The sequence below is a fragment of the Burkholderia sp. Cy-637 genome (genome assembly GCF_011753175.1).
Classification (GTDB): domain Bacteria; phylum Pseudomonadota; class Gammaproteobacteria; order Burkholderiales; family Burkholderiaceae; genus Burkholderia; species Burkholderia gladioli.
In genome coordinates this window covers 1-24,814 of sequence record NZ_VWWC01000043.1, presented here as the reverse complement: position 1 = coordinate 24,814, position 24,814 = coordinate 1, and the positions used below count along the sequence as shown (strand labels likewise).

Annotated in this window: 21 protein-coding genes; 12 read left to right on the top strand and 9 right to left on the bottom strand. The window is 67.8% G+C overall.

Annotation, left to right across the window (positions count from 1 at the left end; all coding sequences use genetic code 11):
• Nucleotides 1-9 precede the first annotated feature (9 nt).
• Nucleotides 10-1,449 carry a hypothetical protein gene (locus F3J10_RS14390; RefSeq protein WP_167242350.1) on the bottom strand — a complete coding sequence of 480 codons (1,440 nt, stop codon included), beginning with the start codon at nt 1,447-1,449 and terminating at the stop codon, nt 10-12.
• Nucleotides 1,450-1,561: 112 nt separating this feature from the next.
• A complete protein-coding gene (locus F3J10_RS14385) occupies nt 1,562-3,313 on the bottom strand; it encodes a hypothetical protein (RefSeq protein WP_167230365.1) in 1,752 nt (583 codons plus the stop codon).
• A 233-nt stretch (nt 3,314-3,546) separates the two neighbouring features.
• Here F3J10_RS14385 and F3J10_RS14380 point away from each other — a divergent pair, with 233 nt between their 5' ends.
• A complete protein-coding gene (locus F3J10_RS14380) occupies nt 3,547-5,712 on the top strand; it encodes an SMI1/KNR4 family protein (RefSeq protein WP_240154595.1) in 2,166 nt (721 codons plus the stop codon).
• 29 nt (nt 5,713-5,741) lie between these two features.
• Here the strand turns inward: F3J10_RS14380 and F3J10_RS14375 are convergent, their stop codons facing one another.
• The 5 genes from F3J10_RS14375 to F3J10_RS14355 all read right to left on the bottom strand — a co-directional run bounded on the left by F3J10_RS14375 (nt 5,742) and on the right by F3J10_RS14355 (nt 12,061).
• A complete protein-coding gene (locus tag F3J10_RS14375; RefSeq protein WP_167242349.1) occupies nt 5,742-6,338 on the bottom strand; it encodes a TetR/AcrR family transcriptional regulator in 597 nt (198 codons plus the stop codon).
• Nucleotides 6,339-6,440: 102 nt separating this feature from the next.
• Nucleotides 6,441-8,012 (bottom strand): efflux transporter outer membrane subunit, encoded by a 1,572-nt coding sequence (locus F3J10_RS14370; protein WP_240155593.1) that lies wholly within the window; start codon nt 8,010-8,012, stop codon nt 6,441-6,443.
• Between the two features lies 1 nt (nt 8,013).
• Complete coding sequence (locus F3J10_RS14365) at nt 8,014-9,585, bottom strand: DHA2 family efflux MFS transporter permease subunit (RefSeq protein ID WP_025102007.1); 1,572 nt, start codon at nt 9,583-9,585, stop codon at nt 8,014-8,016.
• Nucleotides 9,582-10,670 carry an HlyD family secretion protein gene (locus F3J10_RS14360; protein ID WP_166912847.1) on the bottom strand — a complete coding sequence of 363 codons (1,089 nt, stop codon included), beginning with the start codon at nt 10,668-10,670 and terminating at the stop codon, nt 9,582-9,584. The genes F3J10_RS14365 and F3J10_RS14360 overlap by 4 nt, the downstream gene beginning before the upstream one ends.
• Nucleotides 10,671-11,017: 347 nt before the next feature.
• Entirely contained in the window at nt 11,018-12,061 is a 1,044-nt protein-coding gene (locus tag F3J10_RS14355) for a LacI family DNA-binding transcriptional regulator (protein ID WP_166912846.1), read from the bottom strand.
• 174 nt (nt 12,062-12,235) lie between these two features.
• On the opposite strand from F3J10_RS14355, the gene ugpC reads away from it, so the two are divergent.
• From ugpC to F3J10_RS14330, 5 genes are all read left to right on the top strand, one after another.
• Nucleotides 12,236-13,405, top strand: a complete 1,170-nt coding sequence (gene ugpC, locus F3J10_RS14350) for a sn-glycerol-3-phosphate ABC transporter ATP-binding protein UgpC (RefSeq protein ID WP_167242348.1) — start codon at nt 12,236-12,238, stop codon at nt 13,403-13,405.
• A gap of 27 nt (nt 13,406-13,432) precedes the next feature.
• Complete coding sequence (locus F3J10_RS14345) at nt 13,433-15,439, top strand: beta-galactosidase (RefSeq protein ID WP_167242347.1); 2,007 nt, start codon at nt 13,433-13,435, stop codon at nt 15,437-15,439.
• Nucleotides 15,440-15,487: 48 nt separating this feature from the next.
• The gene (locus F3J10_RS14340; protein WP_167242346.1) at nt 15,488-16,750 is read left to right on the top strand and encodes an extracellular solute-binding protein; all 1,263 of its coding nucleotides are present in this window, start codon (nt 15,488-15,490) and stop codon (nt 16,748-16,750) included.
• 86 nt (nt 16,751-16,836) lie between these two features.
• On the top strand, nt 16,837-17,790 hold the full coding sequence (locus tag F3J10_RS14335; protein WP_042283930.1) for a sugar ABC transporter permease: 954 nt from the start codon (nt 16,837-16,839) through the stop codon (nt 17,788-17,790).
• Between the two features lie 25 nt (nt 17,791-17,815).
• A complete protein-coding gene (locus tag F3J10_RS14330; protein WP_036040361.1) occupies nt 17,816-18,667 on the top strand; it encodes a carbohydrate ABC transporter permease in 852 nt (283 codons plus the stop codon).
• An 18-nt stretch (nt 18,668-18,685) separates the two neighbouring features.
• On the opposite strand, the gene F3J10_RS14325 is transcribed toward F3J10_RS14330, so the two are convergent.
• Nucleotides 18,686-19,441 (bottom strand): hypothetical protein, encoded by a 756-nt coding sequence (locus F3J10_RS14325; RefSeq protein ID WP_025100382.1) that lies wholly within the window; start codon nt 19,439-19,441, stop codon nt 18,686-18,688.
• Between the two features lie 131 nt (nt 19,442-19,572).
• Nucleotides 19,573-20,142 (bottom strand): helix-turn-helix domain-containing protein, encoded by a 570-nt coding sequence (locus tag F3J10_RS14320; RefSeq protein ID WP_047838029.1) that lies wholly within the window; start codon nt 20,140-20,142, stop codon nt 19,573-19,575.
• Nucleotides 20,143-20,178: 36 nt separating this feature from the next.
• Here F3J10_RS14320 and F3J10_RS14315 point away from each other — a divergent pair, with 36 nt between their 5' ends.
• From F3J10_RS14315 to F3J10_RS14290, 6 genes are all read left to right on the top strand, one after another.
• Nucleotides 20,179-20,703, top strand: a complete 525-nt coding sequence (locus F3J10_RS14315) for a GNAT family N-acetyltransferase (protein WP_017917969.1) — start codon at nt 20,179-20,181, stop codon at nt 20,701-20,703.
• Nucleotides 20,700-21,143: a DMT family transporter gene (locus F3J10_RS14310; RefSeq protein ID WP_025100380.1), complete on the top strand. Its 444-nt coding sequence runs from the start codon at nt 20,700-20,702 to the stop codon at nt 21,141-21,143. The genes F3J10_RS14315 and F3J10_RS14310 overlap by 4 nt, the downstream gene beginning before the upstream one ends.
• A 214-nt stretch (nt 21,144-21,357) precedes the next feature.
• Nucleotides 21,358-22,317: an alpha/beta fold hydrolase gene (locus tag F3J10_RS14305; RefSeq protein ID WP_167242345.1), complete on the top strand. Its 960-nt coding sequence runs from the start codon at nt 21,358-21,360 to the stop codon at nt 22,315-22,317.
• A gap of 98 nt (nt 22,318-22,415) precedes the next feature.
• Nucleotides 22,416-23,120, top strand: a complete 705-nt coding sequence (locus tag F3J10_RS14300) for a FadR/GntR family transcriptional regulator (RefSeq protein ID WP_025100378.1) — start codon at nt 22,416-22,418, stop codon at nt 23,118-23,120.
• Nucleotides 23,121-23,168: 48 nt separating this feature from the next.
• On the top strand, nt 23,169-24,059 hold the full coding sequence (gene ltnD, locus F3J10_RS14295; RefSeq protein WP_036040353.1) for an L-threonate dehydrogenase: 891 nt from the start codon (nt 23,169-23,171) through the stop codon (nt 24,057-24,059).
• 14 nt (nt 24,060-24,073) lie between these two features.
• Nucleotides 24,074-24,814: four-carbon acid sugar kinase family protein (locus F3J10_RS14290; protein WP_240155592.1), on the top strand; the 741-nt coding region annotated here is incomplete at its 3' end.

Here is a 24,814-nt window from a genome sequence, read left to right as displayed (position 1 = left end):
GCCCTTCGTTCAGGGCTGGCTCGATAGACGATAGAGCGCGCCCGGGAAATCGCCCAGCGACACCGTGATGGCATTGGTGCTGGTGCCCACCACCTTCCACGTGCCGGTATTGAAATCGAGCTGCTCGATCTTCGCCCACCATTGATTGAGCCCGAGCGTCGTGCCGACGGTGCCCGTGATCGGCCGGCTTGCGATGAAGAGCATCACGCGGCCGCCGGCCGGCGTGCCATATTCGCCCGCCATCAGATCCGTCGAGGGCAGCCAGCCGATCACGGTGCCGGTGTTGACACCCAACCAGGGCGCGACGAAATCCTGGAACGGATATCCCTGGAGGTTCGCCTGGACCTGGCTGTTCATCCCGAAGGTGGACTGCTGCTCGTTGAGCAGATCGCGCGGCGTGTTGTCGATCGAGAGCATGCCCTGCATCGGGATTCCCGCGACGCTCGCCGACGCGTCATGACTGAGGAAGTTCGCGAAACCCTGCCCGCCGAACGTGAAGAACCAGGCCGAGTACCAGCGCAGCGCGTGGAATCCCGCGCTGTCGAATCTCACCGGGGTGACGCCGGGCGGCGTGCGCATGTTCTGGAGGTAGGCGACCGAGGCAATGCCGGCGGCACGCGCGATGCCGGCGATATTGCTCATGTTCTCGCTGGTGATCAATTCGCGCGCCGCGGAGCAGGTATCGAAAGCAGGCGTAAACGGATAATTGTCGAACGCCAGGATGTCCGGCCCGATATTGTTCACGGCCGAACGGACATAGGCGCCGTAATTGGCAATCACCATGTTGGCGAGGCTGCGGTTGGCAACTGTATTGCTGCTGCAGTCCACCCCGTACTCGGCCGGAGACAGGATGTCGGCATTGGGCGAACGGTAGTCGGTCAGTGCCGCCGAATTCGCATTGGCCGGGCTGAGGTTGACGAAGATCTTCATCGACGCGAATTCGGGTTGCTGCTTCAGGCAGGCGCGCAGTTGTCCCAACTCTTCATGGACCGAGCTGCCGGGCTCGTCGGCAAGATTGAAGCCGTAGAACGCGTCGGGATAGGCAGCCTTCAAGGGCAACAGGAACGGGTCGATGCGATGGGTCTTATAGGACGTGCAATTGAACTTCCCAGACACTCGCGCCGCCTGGAAGGCCCATTCCTCGAAGCTGAGGAATTTCTTGTGGCGGGATGCAATGGCGGATTCGAGCTCCTTCGAATCGTTCGCGCCCAGGGACGGCAGCAGGAAGAATGCGCCACCGGCCTGGACCAGCGCATCGACCGCCGTCCCCGCCGCCGCGGGGTTGGTGGTGATGCAATTCTGCGGGCTCGCCGCGCAGGCGGTTTCCGGGCTGAGGAAGACAAAAGAACCAGCCGACACGTCGGTGGGCGTAGCCCATGCTGCCGGCAGCCACGCAAGCATCGCTGCCAGCAGCCAGCCGGCAGCCCCCATCCATTTTCGTTTTTGCATCTTGCGGCCCTCGCGGTGAGATTTTGTAATTGGACGACGAGCGATTATCGACGAGATTCGCGGCGCGGGCCATCCGCCGCTCGGGTCTCGTGGCGTGAGGCCTGCTCCCGTGTCAATACTGCCGATACGGGAGATTGCCGCATCCGGTGAATTGGCAAAACACCTGGGACGACAAGGTTTGCTGGAACGGGAATCCAAGCAGGATGGCGTATTCCGGATCCGGGCTGTTGGCGAACGCCCTGAACCAGATCAGGTACCTGACCCAGGGCAGGTTAGTCTGCGTGAGATTGATCGTGTCGAGCATGGCTTGCTGCGAAGCCGAGGTGTTGGGCGTGGTATAGCCGTCCTCCGACAGCAGGACCGGAATGCCGCCGTCCCCATTGCTTGCCAGGACATCGTGCACCGCCTGGTTGGTGGCAACCCAGGTGCTCATGGTGGCGTCCTGGGCGATGTAGGGATGCCAGTTCGCCCCGTCGAAATAGTCACGCTTGTTCGTCGACAGAGCGCCATTCGCGGCGATGGCCCGGTAGATGTCGCCCAGATACCTCGCGATTCCATTCAGGCTCGGATCGTTCGAGGCAATGTCATCCGCCGTGACAGGCGCAGCGGCCGGCATGTACACCGTTGCGCCCGGATTACCAGCTTTGACGCCGCGATCTCCCCAGTACATGAGATCGAGGGCAATCCTGAGGCGATCGGCATAATTGAACGTCGTCTTGCCGCACGAACCGGCGCCGGTCTGGATCGGCAACAGCGTCCTTGCGCCATTGAGCTCGTTTCCGATTTCCCATTGGGCGATGCCGGGAAATGCCAGCGCTTGTGCCTTCCAGGTAGCCTGCCAGTTGGCGAGAAATGTGGTGTAGGGCGCACCGCTGCCCGGGCACGGAATGCTCGCCGAATCGGCCGTCGTGCTGGAGCCGGTCATCCAGGATGGATAGGAGTTGTCCATTCCCACCACGGTCACACCGGCCCGCACCAGTTGATCGACGGACTGCTGGTAGAGCGCCAGGTTGGCGGGATTCGGCTGAACGACACCGGCCGATATGCCGCTGAATTCCTGCCAACTCAACATCCACATCCTCACGACACGCGGATGGAGCGAGAGGATGCCATTGATCTGATCCTGCAGTCCCCAGTTGTTGACAATGGTATTCGATACCAATGGCTCGCCAATGCCAAGCGAGCCATCGCCGGCCTTGACGGACGACGCATCGACCGCGATTCCGCAGTAGAAGATCGCATAATCGACGCCAGGCGTTCCGTAGGCGCTGTATCGCACATAACCCTGGGGACAGGTGTAGCTGGTGCCGGTGGCCGGATTCGGATAAGGCGGCAGCCCGTCTCCCGTCATGCCGCCGAATGTCATCGACGGGCCACTTGCCTGATGGGGCCGATAGCAAAAGTACAGCGTGTTGTCGACGTTCGGTGTGCCCAGAACCTGGCTGCTCGAATATCCCGGTGGACAGGTATCCGTATGAGTGAACGGATTGACGTAGGCGTTATAGCCTTTCCAAGGCACGGCACCCTGGGCCGTGCTCGATGAATAAGCGTAGGTTCCGCCAAAATCGAATAGCGAATCGACACCGCTGACATGCGGACGCCCGCACCAGAAGGCTGGCCAGTCCACGTTGGACGTGCCGAGCACCTGATAAGCGGTATAGCCCGCCGGGCAGGACGGCGCATGGGTGGCCGGGTTGTTGAAATAGGTACCCGACGGCGTTCCGCCCATGCCGTACATGCCGCCGAAATCCATCTGCTGAGCCCGGGCGCCGGTTGCAATGCCTGAAACAAACAGCAGCGCGACCGACACTCGCGCGATCGCGCCAATCAACGCGCGCCGAAACCTTGACGTCATCGAAATCATCCCTCTCGTTGCGCCTAGAATGTATTGTTCTCGTCAAACAAAAACAACCAGATGGAACGAATCCTTCCAATGCGCCCCAGCCGGTCCGGTGATGCATATTCCTATGCAAGAGGCGAACCGACAAGGAATATCGCGAGAACGTCACGAACGAGAAATCGACGGGACATCGAATCGACAAAGGCAATGAGCGTCGAGCAGACTCATTCCTCGACATCATCTACTTGCGGCAATGCATGCCCGATAATCAACCATTGCACATCGACGTCGATGCGCAAGCGCGACGAAGCGATGATCTCCGATTCTGTCGCATCCCCAAGGAAATGCGATTCGCGATTAGCCCCGCGAGCCGTGATATGGCATTCGAGGAACGTATGCGCGAACAAGCAGTCTTCCCTGCCTGGCTGAAACAGGCCTACGAGCTATGCGCACATGCCGTCCCAGGCGCGATGTTGATTGAAACAGTCACGGTCGAGGACGCCTTGGCGCGTGTCACGGCAATCGATATCGTTGCGCCCGGTGACGTACCGGCAGTCGCGTTGGCGAGTTGCGACGGCTATGCGTTGCGCGCAGCCGACACGGCAGCCGCGACAGCGCGCCAGCCTGCCGAGTTACGCGTCGACTCGGGATTGCGCCTGCTGCTGACCGGCGATGCCAGCCCCGCGTCCCGCGCACTTCAGATGGGACGAGCAGCCGAAGCCGCCGCCTGGTTTCCACTCCCCGAACATGCGGACACCGTTGCCTCGCATGTCGAGCATCGGCCTGCATACCGTAATGAGCAGCCCTATCTGGTTTTGCAGTATCCGTTGCCGGAATCGCGCAATGTCGTCACGACGGGTAGCGAATATCGGCAGGGCGAGGTGGTGGTTTCCAAGGGGACGCGTCTTGGCCCTCGCCATCAGTTGGCGCTGATCGCCGCTGGCTTGCGTGAAGTGAACGTGGTCAAACGCCCGCGCATCGGCGTCCTGATCGTCGGCCACGATCGGGCCATGTCGGAAGCCGTGCGCGAGCCCTGGCGACGGCCCGACGCGACTGGCGCCTACGTGCGCGCGGTGTTGCGCCAGTGGGGTTACGAGGTTCCCGCGGTCGAGTACCTCACGCCACCGAACCCGATTCAGGCGCCACATGCAGTGCAGCACGACGAACAGCTTTTCAAGCAGCGGCTTTCCGAGTTGTCGAAGCGCTACGACCTGATCATCGGTGCCGGGTTGCCCGGTAGTCCGCCATTTCAGACCCGTGGTCTGAACGGGCAGACGCAGTATACAAATGCGCGAATGACCATCGACATCAAGCAATCGCCTGCCGGACGATTCGATCTCGGACGGAGCGAGGATCGCTCGCCGTCAAAGCGATGGACCATTCCGCGGTTGCGGCCCGACGGCACACCAGGCGGCACGCAGACGCTGACCGCCTACGATCAAGCCACGCTGCTCAATTTCCCGGGCCACATCGGTGCCGTGGCCATCGGCCTACATACCGTGGCGGCGCATGTGCTCGGCCTGCTGGAACATGTCGCGATGCCCGGCCCGCAGTGGGAAACCGGCATCGTCGCGCACTCGGTCGAGCGAGATTCCGAGTTCAATGCGATGCGATGGGGTAACCGGGATCTCGGCGCGGACGGCAGGTCATCGATCAAATTGCTACCGTTCCAGGGGGAAGGTCAAATTAGCGGCGTCGCGAATGCGGATGTGCTCGTGGCAATCCCGGCCGGTGACAAGTCGATCGAATCAGGAAGCCCGGTCCTGTTTCTTCGATTGGATCGGACCTCTCCCGATATCCTCCTTCATCCCACGATGCCGGCCATCGCATCACGGAAAGAAGCACCCTCGTCGACGGTCGACAGCATATCGTCCGCCCCGTCGCTGCCGTCTGCCGATCTTCCCTTGGTCTGGCGACGCATCGAGGCAGCGATATTCGCTTGTCCAGGACTGCTGCCGGGAGGTTTCAACGAACCGGCGAACGACGACGATATCGCGCGGTTGCAAGCCGCTACCCAGGCGTCCCTGCCCCAGGCCTTGCTCGACAGCCTGCGCATGCATGATGGCCAGGTGCAACCGCATAACGCGCTGGTTGATAGCGACCGCTTGTTGAGCGCGCGAGACATCCTTGTTCAATGGTCAATCTGGAGAGGGCTGGCCGACAGCGGTGATTTCGACGGCATGAGTTCCGAGCCCGAACCGGGCATACGAGACGATTGGTACAACCCAGGGTGGATTCCTTTCACGCACGACGGTAGCGGCAATCACCTATGCCTCGATCTCGATCCAGCGCCTGGGGGCACGTTCGGACAGGTGATTCGCATCTGGCACGACGATCCGGAACGCGAACAGGTGGCGACGAGTTACGCCGACTGGCTGGCACATGTCGCGGATCGCGTCGAGGTGCATCGATATCGCGAATGACTCGCGGCGCGCACCGATGCACCCCCAACTCACTCCACCGCTTCGGTTTCCAGATGAAACCGCTTCAACAGCACGCGCCGCGAGGTCTCCAGAATCTCCTCGCGCGCCTCGCCGTCCACCAGCCGCGCGCTGAGCAGCGCGCCGAACATCTCCGAGCGCATCGAGCGCGCCATCGAATCGGCATCCTCGTAACCGAGCAACTGCAGTTGCCCCGCGATGCGCTCCTGCTGCCGCTCCATGCCGCGCGCGAAGGCGGCGCGCGTCTCGTCGTCGAGGCGCGGGATATCCGAACCGAGCGCGGCGATCGGGCAACCCGTATTGCGCGCGGCGCAATGCGTGGCCGACAGGTAGTGGTCGATATAGGCGAGCAGCGCCTCGCGCGGCGACTTGCCGTGCATGCGCTTGTCCAGGCGCGCGGCGGTCTCGTCGAACATGAAGTCGATGGCCGCCACGATCAGCGCGCCCTTCGATGCGAAATGCGCGTAGAACCCGCCATGCGTGAGACCCGCCTCGGCCATCACGGCGGCCACGCTGACGTTGTCCGGACCCTGTTCGCGGATCGCGCGCGCCGCCGCCGCCAGCACGCGATTGCGGCTTTCCCGTTTGTGCTCGGGGCTGTATCGCATCCGTCTCACCTCGCCAAATAACGCTACAACATACCACGCCGCCCTCTGCCGCGACCCCGCCCCGATTCGCCGAGCGAGGCCGGGCAAGCGGGCGCGCGGCCCTTACGGCATCGCGTTCGCGTGCGACGTACCCGCCGCGGGCGCGGTCGATGCCGATGCATTGCTGGCCAGCGCCGCCTCGTGCGAATCGTGCGGCGCTTCCGGCACCCAGCCGCCGCCCAGCGCGCGATAGGCCGCCACCGTGGCGCGCGCCCGATCGCCGCTGGCCAGCACCCAGGCGCGGCGCGCCTCCAGCAGGCTGCGCCGGCGCAGCAGCAGGTCGCCCTCGGCGGCCGCGCCCTGCTGGTAACTGCGCTGCGCCGATTGCTCGGCGCGGCTGTTCGCGCCCACCGCCGCGCGCCACTGATCGGTGTTCTCGCCGGCCTCGGCCAGCGCCACCAGCGCGTTCTCCACATCCTCGCTGGCGCGCAGCACCGATTGCCGGTAGCGCGCGAAGGCCTCGGCGCGCGCCCCCTTGGCCTGCGTGACCTCGGCATCGACGCGGCCGAAATCGAACAGGCGCCAGTGCAGCCCGGCCAGCGCGGTGGGCTCGAAGGCGCGCGCGGTAAACAGGCTGCCGTTGTTCATGCGGTCGAAGCCGAGCAGCCCGGACAAGGAAATGTCCGGGTAATACTGCGAGAGCGCCGCGCCGATGCCGGCCGTCGACGAGGCCAGCTTGCGCTCGGCCGCGATCACGTCGGGCCGCCGCCGCAACAGGTCGGCCGGGCGCAGGTCGGCCGGCAGCCCCGGCGAGACCCACATGTCGGGCGGCATATCGCCGATCGCGGCGGCGTTGGTGCCGGGCGCGTCGCCCATCAGCACGTCGAGCCGGTTGCGCTGGCGCTCGGCCAGCGTGCGCAGCCCCGGCAGCAGCGCGCGATCCTGCGCGAGCGTGGCCTCGGCGTCGTCGCGTTGGCGATCGAGCGCGACGCCCTGGTGGACCCGGTCGTCCATCACGCGCACATAGGCCTGGTCGGTATCGATCTGCTCGCGCAGCAGCACGATCGCGGCCTGCGCGCTGCGCAGCTGGAAGTAGGCGTCGGCGGCCTCGGCCACCACCGAGACGCGCGTGCCCATGCGCGAGGCCTCGGCCGCGTCGGCCTCGTCGCGCAGCGCCTCGGCCTGGCGATGCAGGCCGCCCGCCAGATCGAGCTCCCAGCTCGCGCCCACGTCGATCTGCTCGACCGTGATGTTGCGCTTGTAGCCGGGGAACTGGCTCGCCACGGTGCCGAACGGGCTCACCAGCGACTGGCGCTGCTCGGTGACGCTGCCGTCCAGGCTGCCTTGCGGCAACCAGCCGGTGGCGGCCTGCCCCGCCGCCGCGCGCGCCTGGATCACGCGCGCCTGGGCCGCCTCGAGGTCGAGGTTCTGCGCCAGCACGCGCTCGACGATGCGCGTCAGCACCGGATCGTCGAAGCCGCGCCACCAGCGGGCCAGGTCGGCGTTGCCGTCGCTCGCGAGCTGGCCGAGCGCGGCGCCGGAATGATAGTGGTCGGCCATCGCCAGCTCGGGCCGGTGATAGTCGGGGCCGACCATGCAGCCCGCCAGCAGCAGGCTCGCCAGCGCGGCCGGCGCGAGTGCGCGCCATGGCAGGCGCCGCTCGGTATTCATCGAAACCATCTTGTTCGCATCCATGTCAGTGTCCGGAGTCGCGGCTCGGGGGCGGCGGCGCACCTACCTTGCGCAGCATCGGGGCCAGCAGGACGGCCAGCGCGAAGGCCGCGCCGATCACCAGGAACGCATCCGCGTAGGCCATCGTCGAGGCTTCGCGGAACGCCAGCGAGCGCAGTTGCAGCAGCGTGGCCGAGGCCGCGTGCGCGGTGTCGCCGAAGGCCTGCCCGAAGCTCGCCTGCGAGCCGTCGAGCAGCGACTGCATGGCGGCATTGCTGCTCGTCAGCGCGCTGGCGATGCGCTCGAAGTGGAAGTTCGTGCGGTTGTTGAGGATCGCGCCGCAGATCGCGATGCCGACCGCGCCGCCCAGGTTGCGCATCATGTTGAACAGGCCGCTCGCATACTTCACGCGCGCCATCGGCAGGCTGCCGAGCCCGAGCGTGACGGCCGGCGCGACCGCGAACACCTGCGGCAGGCCGCGGATGATCTGCGGCCAGAACAACTGGTCGCCGCCCCACTCGTGCGTGATCTGCGCGAAGCTCAGCATCGACAGGCCGAACATGGCGAGGCCGAACATCATCAGGTAGCGCGTGTCGACCCGGTTGGCGAGCGACATGTAGGCCGGCACGCCGAGGAAGCCGCCGAGCCCGGTGGCGCAGACGATCGCGCCGGTCTGCAGCGCCGACAGGCCGCGCACGTAGCCGAGGAACAGCGGCAGCAGGTAGATGGTGCTGAAGATGCCGATGCCGGTGATGAAGGACAGGATGCAGCCGATCGTGAAGTTGCGGTTGGAGAATGCGCGCAGGTCCACCACCGGATGCGCGTACACCAGGCTGCGCCACACGAACAGCACGCCGGCGATGCCGGAGATCCAGGCCGAGTGGCGGATGTCGGCATCGTCGAACCAGTTCCAGCGCGAGCCTTCCTCCAGCACGTATTCGAGGAAGCCGAGGAACACCGCCATCAGCACGATGCCGGGATAGTCGGCGTCCTTGAGCAGCGAGATGTCCGGCTCGTCGATGCGGACCATGGTCGCCACCCCGAGCGCGACCAAGAGGCCCGGTATCACGTTGATGTAGAAGATCCAGCGCCACGACATGGTGTCGGTGATCCAGCCGCCGATCACCGGCCCGAGCGCCGGCGCCACCGCCGCGATGGTGCCGATCACCGCGGCCGACATCTGCCGGCGCTTGCCCTGGAAGTAGTGGAAGGACGAGGTGAACACGGTGGGGATCATCGACGCGCCGAGCATGCCCTGCAAGGCGCGGAACAGGATCATGCTGCCGATGCTCCAGGCCAGCCCGCAGAGCATGCTGGCGATCGTGAAGCCGATCGCCGAGGCCACGAACAGCCAGCGCGTGGAGAACACGCGCGTGAGCCAGCCCGACAGCGGAATCGTGATGATCTCGGCGATCAGGTAGGCGGTCTGCAGCCAGCCGATCTGGTCCTGGCCGGCCGACAGGCCGCCGCCGATGTCCTGCAGCGAGGCGGCCACCACCTGGATGTCGAGCAGCGCGACGAACATGCCCACGCACATCACCGCGAACGGCAGCACGGGGGGATGGGCGCTCGCGGCTCCCTGGGCGGGCGTGCTCATCGCGCGGCCGATCGGGTATCGACGGTGGCGACCACCGACAACCCGGCACGCAACGCGCCGAGCGAGGCGACGGCCGGATCGAGCGCGATGCGCACCGGCACGCGCTGCACGATCTTGGTGAAGTTGCCGGTGGCGTTCTGCGCGGGGATCACGCTGAACACCGAGCCGGTGGCGGGCGCCAGGCTCTCCACGTGCCCTTCGATCTTCAGGCCCGAGTCGACGTCGGCCTCGATCTCGACGGCCTGGCCCATGCGCATGTGACGAATCTGGTCTTCCTTGAAGTTCGCGTCGATCCACAGGCCCTTGGCGGGCACCAGCGACATCAGCTGCGTGCCGGCCGCCACGTAGGTGCCGGGATGCGCGGAGCGATTGCCGACGTAGCCGTCGACCGGCGCGTAGAGCGTGGTGTAGCCGTTATCGAGCCTGGCATTGCGCATCGAGGCTTGCGCCTGCTCCACGCGCGCCTGCGCCTCGACCTTCTGCGCCTCGATCACCGTCAATTGACGGCGCTGCGCGTTGACCGCCGCCGCCGAGGCGCGCACGCGGGCGCGAGCCTGGTCGAGCGAGGTCTGCGCGCGCTGCGAATCCTGCTGCGTGCCCGAATGCGATTCGGCGAGATTGCTGTAGCGCTCGGCGTCGCGATTGGCGAACTGCAGCGAGGCGGTGTCGACATCGGCTTGCGCCTGGGCTTGCGCGATGTCGGCCTCCACCAGCTGGTGCTGCGCGTCGAGGCGCGTGAGCGCCGCCTTGGCCGCGTCGACCTCGGCCTGCGCCGCGTCGAGGCGCGCCTTGAAATCGGCAGGATCGAGCTCGATCAGCGGCTGCCCGGCATGGACCAGCGCGTTGTCGGCCACCAGCACGCGCGCCACGTAGCCCGAGACGCGCGGCGAGATCACCGTGACGTTGCCGCCGACATAGGCATCGTCGGTCGACTCGTAGAAACGTCCGCTCAACCACCAGTAGATGCCGTAACCCACCGCGCCGATCACCACGACCGTCAGGATGACGAAAGGAATGATCCGTCGTTTGCGGGGTGCATCGCGCCCTGCCGCGGCATCGCCTGCGGCGGCGTTGTTGTCTTGCATGCTTGACTCCTGTAATCGGGGGTGCCTGGCAGGTCGGGCACACCGCTGCGGGGTGCCCGGCCCTGGCTGACGGGGAGCGGCCGGATGCGCGCGCGGCGCCCGTGATACGCCCCGGCGCCTTGCCGGGCGCGGCTCACGGGCGCCGCGCATCGCCATAATATGACGACCATCATGCAACATGATATGACGAACATCATTCAATGAGCAAGCGTCTCGATGCGACGCACAAAGGTCGGACGGAAGGAGGGAAATCGTCGGAGGATTACCACCGCCGGCAATGGGCGGCGCAAGCCATGACGGGAAACGGAATGGAGCGGTTCGTTGCGGACGCAACGAGCCCGCGCGCGCTAGTCGCGCATCGAACGCGCCGGCCCGGTCGAATCGCGCACCACCAGGCGCGGCTCGGAACTCACGGACATGCGCGGCGCGGCGCCTTGGCCGGAACCGCTGCCGTCGCGCGCGGCGATCAACTCGTCGAGCAAGGCCACCGCCTGCTCGGCCGCCTCGACGGTGGGCACCGTCACGGTGGTCAGCGCCGGCCGGAATTCGCTGGCGAGCTGGATGTCGGTGATGCCGACGATCGACAACTCGGCCGGCACGGCGATGCCGGCATCGGCCGCCGCGCGGATCGCGCCCAGCGCCGGCAGATCGTTGGTGGTGAACAGCGCGCTCAGGTCGGGATGCGCGTCGAGCAGTTCGCGCGCTGCGGCCTGGCCGCCCTGCATCGTATCGGGCGCGTAGACCATCGGCGCCGCCGCGCCGTCGAGACCCGCCGCATCGAGCGCGGCCACGAAGCCCTCGTAGCGCGCCGTGTGGATGCCCCAGGCCTTGCTGCCGACGATCGCGCCGATCCGGCGATGTCCGAGCGAGAGCAGGTGATTGGCCGCCAGCTCGCCGGCGCGCCGGAAATCGACCGCCACGCAGGGCAGCCCCGGCGGCGCATCGGGCCGCTCCCACATGCACAGCACCACCGCCGCGCCGCGCGCCTCGGTGGCGTGCAGGTCCTCGAAACGCAGGTTCGCGTTCATCACCAGCACGCCCTCGGACAAGGTGCCGGCGATCTGGTCGAGATAGGCGCGGCCGGTATCGGGATCGCCCTCGGTATTGCAGATGATCAGGAAACGGCCGCTGCGCCGCAGCGCGCTTTCGACCGCCAGCGCGAACTCGGGATAGAAGGGGTTGGCGATGCTCGACACCATCAGCGCGATGGTCGGCGCGCGCCCTTCCGCCAAGGCGCGCGCCGCCAGGTGCGGCCGGTAGCCCAGCGCCTCGATCGCGGCCAGCACGCGCTCGCGCGTCTTCGCGCCCACCCGGCCGCGATTGCGCAGCACGTTGGAAACGGTGGCGGGTGTCACGCCCGCGGCGCGGGCCACTTCGGTCAGGGTCGGCATGACGTCAATATCTGGGACAGCGGAAAAATAGTTGCCAGTTGGCACATCGCGCTCGATGATCGACAGACAACCCGAGCCTGGAAACGACGATCGCCTCGACGATCGTTTTTTCGAAGCTGGAAGGTTAAGCGCTTAATCACACATCGAGCGCAATTAAATCATGGAGACGCGGGAATGGCCAGCATCGTTTTGCAGGATGTATGGAAGGCCTATGGCGACGCGGCGCCGGTGATCCGCGACGTCGACCTGGAAATCGGCGCGCACGAGTTCTGCGTGTTCCTCGGGCCCTCGGGCTGCGGCAAGTCCACCTTGCTGCGCATGATCGCCGGGCTGGAGGACGTCAGCGGCGGCGAGCTGTCGATCGGCGGGCGCCGCGTCAACGACGTGCCCGCCGCGCAGCGCGGCGTGGCGATGGTGTTCCAGGGCTACGCGCTGTTCCCGCACATGACGGTCTACGAGAACATCGCGTTCGGCCTGCGCCTGGCGAAGACGCCCAAGGCCGAGATCGACCGCAAGGTCCGCGAGGCCTCCCGCATCCTGCAGCTCGACGCCCTGCTCGAGCGCCATCCCAAGGCACTTTCCGGCGGCCAGCGCCAGCGCGTCGCGATCGGCCGCGCGATCGTGCGCGAGCCGGGCGTGTTCCTGTTCGACGAGCCGCTGTCGAACCTCGACGCGACGCTGCGCGGCCAGACCCGCATCGAGATCGGCCGCCTGCATCGCCAGTTCGGCGAGGCCAGCGTGGTCTACGTCACGCACGACCAGGTGGAGGCGATGACGCTGGCCGATCGCATCGTGCTGCTGCACAGCGGCGCCGATACCGAGCGCCACGGCAGCATCGCCCAGGTCGGCGCGCCGCTCGAGCTCTACCATCGCCCGGCCAGCCGCTTCGTGGCCGGCTTCATCGGCTCGCCGCGCATGAACTTCATCGAGGCGAAGGTGCTGGAAGCCGACGAGCACGGCGTCACGATCCGGCTCGAGGGCGGCCAGGAAAGCGCGCGGCTGCCGGTCGACCCGAGCCGCCTGCGGCCCGGCGACGACGTGTGCTTCGGCATTCGCCCCGAGCACCTGGTGCTCGCCTCGGGCAACGACGGCGCGCAAGCCACCGCCGCCGTGACGCTGACGCGCCGCGTGACGCTGGTCGAGGCGCTCGGCGAACACAGCTACGTACATCTCGACCAGCCCGGCGCGACGCTGATCGCGAAGGCGCCCGGCGGCCTGCGCGTGGCGCGCGGCGACACCCTCGGCCTGCACGCACCCGCCATGTCCTGCCACCTGTTCGGCGCCGACGGTTTCGCGATCGCGCCACGCGCGACGCAGGCCGCCGCCCTGCCCTCCCTGACCTGACGAACGTACCCGCACGAGGAACCCCCGATGCATCTTGGCGTCTGCTACTACCCCGAGCACTGGCCCGAAGCCCTCTGGCGCGACGACGCCGCGCGCATGAAGGCGCTCGGCATCGAGCGCGTGCGCATCGCCGAATTCGCCTGGAGCCGGATCGAGCCCACGCCCGGCGAATACGACTGGGGCTGGCTCGATCGCGCGATCGACACGCTCGGCGCGGCGGGCCTGCAGGTGGTGATGTGCACGCCCACCGCGACGCCGCCGAAATGGCTGATCGACCTTCATCCCGAGATCCTCGCGATCGGCGCCGACGGCCGGCCGCGCCAGTTCGGCTCGCGGCGCCACTACGATTTCTCCTCGCCCGTTTATCTCGAAGCCTCGCGACGCATCTGCGAGGCGGTCGCGCGGCGCTACGGCGAACATCCGGCCGTCGCCTACTGGCAGACCGACAACGAATACGGCTGCCACCACACGGTGCTCAGCTACTCGCCGGCCGCGCTGGCGCGTTTCCGCGACTGGCTGCGCACGCGCTACGGCAGTATCGGCGCGCTCAACGCGGCCTGGGGCACGGTGTTCTGGAGCATGGAGTATCGCGGCTTCGAGGAGATCGACGCGCCGGTCGGCACCGTCACCGAGGCGCATCCCTCGCATCGGCTCGACTACCGCCGCTTCGCCTCGGACGAGGTGCGCCGCTACAACCGCATGCAGGTCGAGCTGATCCGCGCGCATTCGCCGGGACGGCCGATCGCGCACAACTTCATGCAACTGTTCACCGAGTTCGACCACTACCCGGTGGCGGCCGACCTCGACATCGCCGCCTGGGACAGCTACCCGCTCGGCGCGCTCGAGGAGCAGTGGTACGCGCCGGCGGTGAAGGCGCGCTACCTGCGCACCGGGCATCCCGATTTCGCCAGCTTCAACCACGATCTCTACCGCGGCATGTCGAAACTGCCGTTCTGGGTGATGGAGCAGCAGCCGGGGCCGGTCAACTGGGCGCAATGGAACCCCTCGCCGCTGCCGGGCATGGTGCGCCTGTGGAGCTGGGAAGCCTTCGCGCACGGCGCCGGCTGCGTGTCCTACTTTCGCTGGCGCCAGGCGCCGTTCGCGCAGGAGCAGATGCATGCCGGGCTGAACACGCCGGACAACCGGCTCGATCTCGGCGGCAAGGAAGCCGCCGTCGTCGCCGAGGAACTGCGCGCGCTGCGGGCCGATCGCGACGCCGACGCGAGCGGCCCGGTACGTGCCCGCGTCGCGCTGGTGTTCGACTACACCGCGAAATGGCTGTTCGAGATCCACCCGCAAGGCGCCGACTTCCACTATCCGCGCTTCGCCGTCGAGTACTACTCGGCGCTGCGCTCGCTCGGCCTCGACGTCGACATCGTGCCGGCCGACGCGCCGCTCGACGGCTATCGCCTGGTGGTGGTGCCGCCGCTGCCGATCCTGCCCGACGACTTCGCCGCGCGGTTGGCCGCCAGCGGCGCGCAGGTGGTGCTCGGCCCGCGCAGCGGCTCGAAGACGGCCGAGCTGCGGATTCCCGCCGAATTGCCGCCCGGCCCGCTGGCCTCGATCCTGCCGATCCGCGTGTGGCGCGTGGAATCGCTGCGGCCGAACCTGGCCGAGCCGGTGCAACTCGCCGCCACCGAACACGAGGCCGCGCACCGGGGCGAGGCGCATCACTGGCGCGACCTGGTCGAGGCCGGGCACGCCGCCACCGAGATTCGCGCGCGCTTCGAGGACGGCCACCCGGCCTGGCTGCGCCACGGCTCGCTGCACTATCTCGCGAGCCTGTTCGACGAGGCCACCACGGCCGCGCTGTTCGCCCGCATCGCCCGCGAAGCCGGCCTCGAACCGGTCGCGCTCGGCGACTCGATACGCGTCAGCCGGCGCGGCAGGCTCACCTGGGTCTTCAACTACGGCCCGGGTGCCCACATGCTCGACGCCGCCATTCCCGATGCGGCGATCGTGATCGGCACGCGGCGCATCGAGGCGGCCGGCGTCGCCGCCTATCGCTCGCCCGAGCACGAAGCCACGCAATAAGCCAGGACCGAGACACCATAAAACGCAGTCCAGACACGGAGACAGCAGATGCAGATCCATCAGTCACGCCCGCGCCGCGGCCTCGCCAGGTACGCCGCGCTCGCCGCCTTGCTGACCGGCCTCGGCGCGCCGCTCGCGCAGGCCGATACGCTGAACGTCAATATCGCCTTCAAGGGCGCGAGCCAGCGCGCGGTCTGGAGCGAGGTGATCGACGCGTTCCGCAAGGCGCATCCCGGCACCGAGGTCAAGCTGTCCTTCGTCGACGAGGAGGCCTACAAGGTGCAGTTGCCGAACTGGCTGATGACGGCGCCGCCCGACATCGTCAACTGGCACGACGGCGAGCGCATGGCCTACTACGCCAAGCGCGGCCTGTTCGAGGATCTCTCGCAGGACTGGCAGAAGAACCATTGGGACGCCATGTACGCCTCCACCAGGGAAGCCTCGTCCTTCCAGGGCAAGCCCTACGCGGCGCCGACCGTCTATTACGGCTGGGGCATGTTCTACAGTCGGAGCGCCTTCAAGAAGGCCGGCATCGCCGGCGAGCCGGGCAACTGGGCCGACTTCCTCGATGCCTGCAAGAAGCTGAAGGCGGCCGGCGTCGCGCCGATCGCAGTGGGCGGGCGCGATGCCTGGACGCTCGCGGGCTGGTTCGACTACCTGGACCTGCGCCTGAACGGCAATGCCTTCCACCAGCAGTTGATGGCGGGCGAGGTCGCCTATACCGACGCGCGCGTGAAGAAGGTCTATGCCGCCTGGAAGCAGTTGATCGACGCCGGCTACTTCATCGACAACGCGCTGTCCTACGATCTCGACGCGGCCCAGCCCTTCCTGTTCCAGGGCAAGGCCGCGATGATGCTGATGGGCACCTTCATCACCGGCGGCTTCACGCCGGCCGCGCGGCAGGACATCGGCTTCTTCCGCTTCCCCGTCATGGACCCGAACGTGCCGACCGCCGAGGACGCGCCGGTCGAATCGCTGCACATCCCCGCCAAGGCGAAGCACAAGGCCGAGGCGCGCGCCTTCCTCGCCTTCGTCGAGACGCCGGCCGTGGGCGCGCAGCTCGCCAAGGGGCTCGGCTCGCTGTCGGCGAACAGCCAGTCGCCGGCGCCGGACGAGCCGATCTCGCAGATCGCGTTCCGCATGCTGGCCGGCACCAAGGGCGGCCTCGCGCAGTTCTACGATCGCGACATGACCAAGGAGATGGCCGACGAGGGCATGAAGGGCATGCAGCAGTTCCTGGCCGACCCGAGCCGGCTCGACGCGGTGCTCGCGCAACTCGAAGCCGCCCGCCAGCGCATCTACAGGAAGTAAGCCGGAAGCGGCGGCGCAGCCTCGCGCGCCGCCGCTTCCGGAGGTTCAGGAGATCGGCCGTGCCCCGTTCCGTCTTGCCTTCGTCCGTGTCCTCGTCGCTCTCGCCCACCGCCGCGCCGCCCGGCGACGAGGGCGCGCGCCCCGCGTCCGCGCGGCGCGAACGCTCGCTGGCGCCGCCCGCGCGTCGCCGGCGGCCGCATCGCCACCGGCTCGCCGCCTTCCTGTTCCTCGCGCCGGCCTGCCTGATGTTCGCGCTCTACGTGGTGTGGCCGGTGATCTCGACGATCCGCCTGTCCTTCTACCACTGGGACGGCATGAGCGAGCCCGGCTTCATCGGGCTCGACAACTACGCCGAGCTGCTGCACGCCGACACCTTCTACACGGCGCTGAAGAACAACCTGATCTGGCTGCTGCTGTTCCTGCTGGCGCCGCCCTTCGGCCTGGCGATCGCGCTGTACCTGAACCAGGCGCTGGCCGGCATGCGGCTGCTGAAGTCGCTGTTCTTCGCGCCCTTCGTGTTGTCGGGGGTGGTGGTCGGGCTGATCTACTCGTGGTTCTACGATCCCACCTTCGGCCTGCTCAAGCTGCTGCTCGGGCACGGCATCCCGGTGCTCGGCGATCCGCGCTACGCCACGCCCGGCATCATCTTCGCGGCGCTGTGGCCGCAAACCGCCTACTGCATGATCCTCTACCTGACCGGGCTGACCACGCTCAACGCCGAACAGATCGAGGCGGCCCGCATGGAAGGCGCGAAAGGCTGGACCCTGCTGTGGCACGTGGTGCTGCCGCAACTGCGGCCGGCCACCTTCATGGCGATCGTGGTGACCGTGATCGGCGCGCTGCGCAGCTTCGACCTGATCTCGGTGATGACGGGCGGCGGCCCGTTCGACAGCTCCACCGTGCTCGCGTACTACATGTACGACCAGGCGATCAAGTACTACCGGCTCGGTTATTCGTCCGCCATCGCGGTCGTGCTGTTCGCGATCATGATGCTCTACATCGTGTTCCACCTGCGCCACCTGCTGCGCAGCGAACGCTGATCCCCAGGCCACCCGGGAGACCCCGATGTTTCCGACTCCGATCGAACGCTGGAAACCCGCCTCGCGCGCGCTCTACAAGCTGTCGCTGCCGCTCGCGCTGCTGGTGTGGCTGCTGCCGCTGCTCGCCGTGCTGCTCACCTCGGTGCGCTCCTCCGAGGAACTGAGCGCGGGCCACTACTGGGACTGGCCACGACACATCGCGATCGTGGCCAATTACCGCGAGGCGCTGACCGCCTCGCCGATGCTGCATTACCTCTGGAACAGCGTGCTGATCACGGTGCCCGCCGTGGCCGGCGCGATCCTGCTGGCGGCAATGGCCGGCTTCGCGCTGGCGATCTACCGCTTTCCCGGCAATACCTCGCTGTTCACCGTGTTCGTGGCCGGCAATTTCGTGCCGATCCAGGTGCTGATGATCCCGGTGCGCGACCTCACGCTCAAGCTCGGCCTCTACAACTCGGTGGGCGGCCTGATCCTGTTCCATCTCTCGTTCCAGACCGGCTTCTGCGCGCTGTTCCTGCGCAACTTCATCAAGCAGTTGCCGTTCGAGCTGGTGGAAGCCGCGCGCATCGAGGGCGCCGGCGAATGGACCGTGTTCGTGCGCATCATCCTGCCGCTGATCCGGCCCGCGCTGGCCGCGCTCTCGATCCTGGTATTCACCTTCGTCTGGAACGACTACTTCTGGGCGCTGTGCCTGACGCAGGGCGACGACGCCGCGCCGATCACGGTCGGCGTGGCCGCCCTCAAGGGGCAATGGACCACCTCCTGGAACCTGGTCTCGGCCGGCTCGGTGCTGGCCGCGATGCCCTCGGTGGCGATGTTCTTCCTGATGCAGAAGCACTTCGTGGCGGGGCTGACCTTCGGCGCGACCAAGGGTTGAAGGCCGCGCCGGCGCCGCTCAATAGATCCACAGGTTCGTCATCAGTTGCGGCGCGTTCGGCTTGCGCACCGCCGGATTCGGGCTGGGCGGACGCGGCACCACCAGTTGTCCGTCGCACAGCCGGTCGGCGGTAAACACCGGTACCTCGCCCTTCAGGACGTTCGCCACCGGCATGCGGCCCGCGCTGCGGATCGTGTCGGCGGCGGTGGAGCCCTGCACGCGCTGCACCTGGTCGCCTGCCACCAGGCCGTAACCGGCACCGGTCTGGCCCTGGTAGTAGATCCACCAGCGCCCCTCCTCGAACTTCATGAACAACAAGGCGCGCGGCGACTCGCGCGTGCCGTAGCCCTCGTGCGTGAGGGCCGCCGCCAGCATCGCCCCCGAGGCGCGGCGGTTCTTGTATTCGGTCTGCAGATAGCTGCTGCCGCCCGTGACGTGATAGACGCGGTAGGTCCGGTCGCTGATCTGGTCGACCAGCAGCGAGCAACCGGAAAAATCCGGCGTGAACACGAACTTGCGATCGGTGGCGAGCACCGGCACGTCGAACGATCCGCCCTGCGGCACCCAATAGGCGGGAATCGGCGCATCGTCGGACTCCGCGCTCTGCATGGTCGGCGCGATGCGCACCACCTGCAGTTGCCCGTCGCCCACCTTGCGCAGGTCGACCGCGTTGACTTGGTCGCTGACCTGGAAAACGCCTGCCGTGGTCAGGTAGTTGGTGGTCGAGAACGCTCGTGTGTCCTGAAGAAAAAACCGGTTCAAGCCGCTGGCCATGAGGCCTCCTGTGGATGTCGGACGAAGAAGGCACGACGCGGTACGAACACGCATCGGCTCGACACCAGAACGGCCCGGCCCGGCGATTTATTCCCTTGGCGCGCCCGATCCCTCCAGGGCGCCTTCGCGCCCTAGCCCTTCTTCAGCACGATCACCGCGTACTTGCAGTTCGCCGCGCTGTCGTTGCGGAATTCGCAGTCGGCGGGCGGCCCGATCTCCAGGCAGTCGCCCGCCTGCAGTTCATGGCGCTCGCCGCCCTCGACGAACACCAGCGTGCCGTCCAGCACCCAGATCAACTGCCGCATGTTCAGGTAGGCCGAGGCCGGCATCGGAATCCCCGCGCCCGGCGGCAGGTCGATCTCGACCAGGGTCAGCGGCGACACCGATTTCGGCGAGACGTGGCGGCGCACGTAGCCGCTTTGCGGATCGACCCAGACCGGCTGGTCGTCCACCCGCAGCAGGCGCCCGTCCTCCAGCTCGGCCAGCGCCAGCAGGGCCGACATGCTCAGGTTGAAGGCCCCCGCCAGCTTGGCCAGCGAGGTGGCGGTCGGGCTGCTCTCGCCGCGCTCGATCTTGTGGATCATGGCGCGCGACACGCCCGAATTCTCGGCGAGATTGGTCAGCGACCAGCCGCGGCTCTCGCGCTCGGCGCGAATCCGGGCGCCGATTCGTTGATCGATATCGTCTACTATGGTGTACACTCGTTTCAATTTAGTGGACAGCCCAAGGAGGCTGGCATGGAAATTCGCGACGCGGGCCCGCAGGACATCGAAGGTATCACGGCCATCTACAACCACGCGGTCCTGCAGACCACGGCGATCTGGAACGAGACCGCCGTCGACACGGCCAATCGCCTGGCCTGGCTCGCCGATCGGCGCAAGGCCGGTTATCCGGTGCTGGTGGGCATCGACGAAGCCGGCGAGGTGGTCGCCTATGCCTCGTTCGGCGACTGGCGCGCCTTCGACGGCTTTCGCGGCACGGTCGAGCACTCGATCTACGTGCGCGACGACCAGCGCGGCCGCGGTCTCGGCCCGCAACTGATGGCGGTGCTGATCGAGCGGGCCCGCGCGATCGGCAAGCACGTGATGGTGGCCGGCATCGAGGCCAACAATGCCGGCTCGGTGCGCCTGCACGAGCGGCTCGGCTTCGTCCATACCGGCACCCTGAAGCAGGTCGGCATGAAGTTCGGCAAGTGGCTGGACCTGACGTTCATGCAGTTGACGCTGGATGCGCGGCCGAACCCGGACGCGCCGCGCCCATGATGCCGTGGCTGCCGTTCTGCCTGCTGGTCGGCGCGGGCGCGGCCGTGGTGGTGCAGAACACCCTGATGGCGCGCATCACCGAATCGGCCTCGACGGTGCTGATCGCGCTGATCGTCAATTCCTCGGTCGGGCTCGCCGCGCTCTTGACCCTGCTGGCGATGCGCTCGGGCAAGGCCGGCTTCGGCGAACTGGCCGGCGCGCTGCGCGGCTGGGGCCTGGTGCCCGGGCTGCTCGGCGCCTTCTTCGTGTTCGCCAGCATCCATGGCTACCAGCGTTTCGGCGCGGGCACCACGATCGCCGTGCTGGTGGCCAGCCAACTGGTGTTCGGGCTGCTGCTCGACAGTGCCGGGGCGCATGGCGGCGCGCTGTCGGCGCGGACCCTGCTGGGCGCGGGCGTGCTGGTGCTCGGCGCCTTCCTGGTGGCCTCGCGCAACGGCTGAGGGCGCGCGATCGATGAGCGACGCGCCGCCGCCTGACGCGGCGCACGATTGACGCGCCTCGCGCGCACGGCTATACATCGTCGTCGTTCACGGCGCCGCAGCGCCCTCAACGCATTGCGCATCGCGACAGCGCGGCCCGTTTCGGAATGCGAACCTTGCAGGGCGCTTGCGGCTCCCCGCCGCGACGCGCTCGCCCGCCTCGGAGCGAGACACGATGAGACGCTGGCTGCTGGCGCTGCTGCTGTTCGGTCTGTCCACCACGCTCTCGCAGGCGGCCGGCCTGCGTTTCGCCCAGGTTCCCGCCGACGGCGACAGCCCCGCGCTGAAGCTCGCGATCTGGACGCCCTGCGCCGCCGCCGCGCAAGCGCTGACGATCGGCCCTTATGCGCTGAACGCCACGCGCGACTGCCCGACGCTCGGCAGGCAGTTGCCGCTGGTGGTGATCTCGCATGGCCACGGCGGCTCGCTGCTCAATCATCACGACCTGGCCGAGACGCTGGCCGACGCGGGTTACGTGGTCGCCGCGATCGATCATCCCGGCGATACCCATGCCGACATGAGCCGCAACGCCGACATCTCGTCCTTCGTCGAACGGCCGGCCGACATCCGGCGCCTGATCGACTACCTGCTGACGACCTCGCCGGTAGCGGAATCGATCGATGCCGACCGGATCGGCTTCTTCGGCTTCTCGCGCGGCGGCTACACGGGCCTGGTGCTGGCCGGCGGCCGGCCCGACTTCGTGCATGCCAACGTGCCCTGCCCGGACCCGAAGCTGCCGATCTGCGAGCAGATCCGCAACCGCCGCCTGCCCAGCCAGCCGCTCGCGCGCGACCCGCGGATCCGCGCCTACGTGCTGGCCGATCCGCTCAACGAGTTTCCCGATCCCGAGGACCTGAAGGACGTGAAGGCGCCGATCCAGCTCTGGGCGTCCGAGCTCGGCGGCGACGGCGTGCTGGCCGGCACGATCGCGGCGCTGGCCTGCTCGCTGCCGACCAAGCCCGAATCGCACGTGGTGCCCGGTGCCGCGCATTTCGCGTTTCTGCCGCCCTGCCCGGCGAGCCTCGCGCATGATTCGCCGGCGCTCTGCACCGATGGCGCGGGCTTCGATCGCGCCGCCTTCCACCGGGACTTCAACGCCAAGGCGCTGGCGTTCTTCAACGCCCGGCTGCACTAGACGGCGGACTTTCCAAGCCTTCCCCGGGTAATCCCTCATGCCGCCTCTCGAACAAAAATTTGTATGATGACCACATAACCTGATAACCCGGTCCATCCATGTTCGAGAAAATCCCGGCCCGCGCGATGAGCGACACGGTCGCCCAGCAACTGCTCAAGCAGATCGAGATCGGCGCCTTCGCCGGCACCGGCAAGCTGCCGACCGAAACGGTGCTGGCGCAGGAATTCGGCGTGAGCCGCACGGTAATCCGCGAGGCGATCTCGCGCCTGAAGAACGAGGGCGTGGTCGAGCCGCGCCAGGGCAGCGGCGTGTTCATCGCGACGCACGGCGCGATCCGGCCGCTGCGGATCGACTACGCGGAGGCGGTCGAATCGGGCTCGCTGGTGCACCTGCTGTCGGTGCGCCGCGCGATCGAGGCCGAGGTGGCCGCCGAGGCCGCCAAGTGCCGCACCGACGCCGACATGATGCGCATCGACGAGGCGCTGGCGAAGATCGACGCGGCCGTGGCCGCCGGCCTCGACGGCGTGGCCGAGGACGTCGCCTTCCACCGCACGATCGCCGCCGTCACGGGCAACCCCTACTTCCTCAAGACGCTGAGCTTCCTGAACCAGTACCTGGAAGCCGGCGTGGCCGTCACGCGCCGCAACGAGGCGACGCGCGAGGATTTCTCGCGCCAGGTGCGCGAGGAGCACGCCGCGATCGTCGACGCGATCCGCGCCGGCGACGCGCTGGCCGCCAGCAACGCGGCCCGCACCCACATGGTCAATGCCGCGCGGCGCCTGGCGCAGGCCGGCATCCGCTGATCCCGTGCCCGGCCAGGCCGGGCCACCCGCTCATACGAAGGTTCATCCATGTCACGACAAGTAGGAGTCATCGGTCTCGGCGCCATGGGGTTGGGCGTCGCCCGCTCGCTGCTGCGCGCCGGTTTCCGCGTCCACGCCTGCGACCTGCGCGAGGACGTGCTGGCCGCGTTCGCGGCCGAGGGCGGCGTGCCCTGCGCCACGCCGGCCGAGCTCGGCGCGCGCTGCGAGGTGCTGATCACGCTGGTGGTCAACGCCGCCCAGACCGAAGCCGTGCTGTTCGGCGAACAGGGCGCGGTGCCGGCCATGCGCGCCGGCTCGGTGGTGATCTCCAGCGCCACGGTCGCGCCCGACTTCGCGCTCCAGCTCGGCGCGCGCGTCGAGGCGGCCGGGCTGCTGATGCTCGACGCGCCCGTCTCGGGCGGCGCCGCGCGCGCCGCCTCGGGCGAGATGACCGTCATGAGCTCCGGCCCGGCCGAAGCCTACGCGGCCTGCGAGGACGTGCTGGCCGCGATCGCCGGCAAGGTCTACCGGCTCGGCGCCGAACACGGCGCGGGCTCGAAGGTGAAGATCATCAACCAGTTGCTGGCCGGCGTGCATATCGCGGCGGCCGCCGAGGCGATGGCGCTGGGCCTGCGCGAGGGCGTCGACGCCGACGCGCTCTACGAGGTGATCACCCACAGCGCCGGCAACTCCTGGATGTTCGAGAACCGCGTGCCGCACATCCTGGACGGCGACTACACGCCCTTGTCGGCGGTCGACATCTTCGTCAAGGATCTCGGCCTGGTGCTCGATACGGCGCGCCGCAGCAAGTTCCCGCTGCCGCTGTCGGCCACCGCGCACCAGATGTTCATGAGCGCCTCGAGCGCCGGCCACGGCGGCGAGGACGACTCGGCCGTGATCAAGACCTTCCCCGGCATCACGCTGCCGCCCGCCCGCTGATCCCGACCGCCGCCATGACCGCTTCCTCCCGAGCTTCCTCCGCCGCTCCCGCCCGGCCGCTGCTGGGCTGCATCGCCGACGACTTCACCGGCGCCACCGACCTGGCCAACATGCTGGTCAGGAGCGGCATGCGCACGATCCAGACGATCGGCGTGCCCGAGGCCGGTGCCTCGCTCGACGCCGACGCGATCATCGTCGCGCTGAAGTCGCGCACGATCGCCCCCGCCGACGCGGTCGCGCAGTCGCTCGCCGCGCTCGACTGGTTGCGCGCGCAAGGATGCCGCCAGATCTACTTCAAGTACTGCTCGACCTTCGATTCGACCGCCGCCGGCAATATCGGCCCCGTCGCCGACGCGCTGGCCAAGGCGCTCGGCGCCGACCAGCAACTCGCGATCGCCTGCCCGGCCTTCCCCGAGAACGGCCGCACCATCTATCGCGGCCACCTGTTCGTGGGCGACGCGCTGCTCAGCGAATCGGGCATGGAGCACCACCCGCTCACGCCGATGACGGACGCGAACCTGGTGCGCGTGCTGCAAGCGCAGACACCGTCCAAGGTCGGGCTGGTGCGCCACGACATCATCGCGCGCGGCGCGCAGGCGGTGCGCGACGCGTTCGCGGCGCTGCGTGCCGACGCCGTGCATGGCACCTTGACGCTGACCTCGGCCGGTGCCAGCGCCACGCTGGCGCAATGGCAGGCGGCGCTGCGCTCGGTCACCTATACCGACACGGCCATCACGCCCAACACGGCCACCCGC

Coding starts and splice junctions, on each gene's coding strand:
- F3J10_RS14310 (WP_025100380.1), top strand. CDS start 20,700: ATGATGCCGTGGCTGCCGTTCTGCCTGCTGGTCGGCGCGGGCGCGGCC.
- F3J10_RS14305 (WP_167242345.1), top strand. CDS start 21,358: ATGAGACGCTGGCTGCTGGCGCTGCTGCTGTTCGGTCTGTCCACCACG.
- F3J10_RS14365 (WP_025102007.1), bottom strand. CDS start 9,585: ATGAGCACGCCCGCCCAGGGAGCCGCGAGCGCCCATCCCCCCGTGCTG.
- F3J10_RS14380 (WP_240154595.1), top strand. CDS start 3,547: ATGCCCGATAATCAACCATTGCACATCGACGTCGATGCGCAAGCGCGA.
- F3J10_RS14340 (WP_167242346.1), top strand. CDS start 15,488: ATGCAGATCCATCAGTCACGCCCGCGCCGCGGCCTCGCCAGGTACGCC.
- ltnD (WP_036040353.1), top strand. CDS start 23,169: ATGTCACGACAAGTAGGAGTCATCGGTCTCGGCGCCATGGGGTTGGGC.
- F3J10_RS14370 (WP_240155593.1), bottom strand. CDS start 8,012: ATGGATGCGAACAAGATGGTTTCGATGAATACCGAGCGGCGCCTGCCA.
- F3J10_RS14360 (WP_166912847.1), bottom strand. CDS start 10,670: ATGCAAGACAACAACGCCGCCGCAGGCGATGCCGCGGCAGGGCGCGAT.
- F3J10_RS14325 (WP_025100382.1), bottom strand. CDS start 19,441: ATGGCCAGCGGCTTGAACCGGTTTTTTCTTCAGGACACACGAGCGTTC.
- F3J10_RS14300 (WP_025100378.1), top strand. CDS start 22,416: ATGTTCGAGAAAATCCCGGCCCGCGCGATGAGCGACACGGTCGCCCAG.
- ugpC (WP_167242348.1), top strand. CDS start 12,236: ATGGCCAGCATCGTTTTGCAGGATGTATGGAAGGCCTATGGCGACGCG.
- F3J10_RS14345 (WP_167242347.1), top strand. CDS start 13,433: ATGCATCTTGGCGTCTGCTACTACCCCGAGCACTGGCCCGAAGCCCTC.
- F3J10_RS14390 (WP_167242350.1), bottom strand. CDS start 1,449: ATGCAAAAACGAAAATGGATGGGGGCTGCCGGCTGGCTGCTGGCAGCG.
- F3J10_RS14385 (WP_167230365.1), bottom strand. CDS start 3,313: ATGATTTCGATGACGTCAAGGTTTCGGCGCGCGTTGATTGGCGCGATC.
- F3J10_RS14315 (WP_017917969.1), top strand. CDS start 20,179: ATGGAAATTCGCGACGCGGGCCCGCAGGACATCGAAGGTATCACGGCC.
- F3J10_RS14355 (WP_166912846.1), bottom strand. CDS start 12,061: ATGCCGACCCTGACCGAAGTGGCCCGCGCCGCGGGCGTGACACCCGCC.
- F3J10_RS14375 (WP_167242349.1), bottom strand. CDS start 6,338: ATGCGATACAGCCCCGAGCACAAACGGGAAAGCCGCAATCGCGTGCTG.
- F3J10_RS14330 (WP_036040361.1), top strand. CDS start 17,816: ATGTTTCCGACTCCGATCGAACGCTGGAAACCCGCCTCGCGCGCGCTC.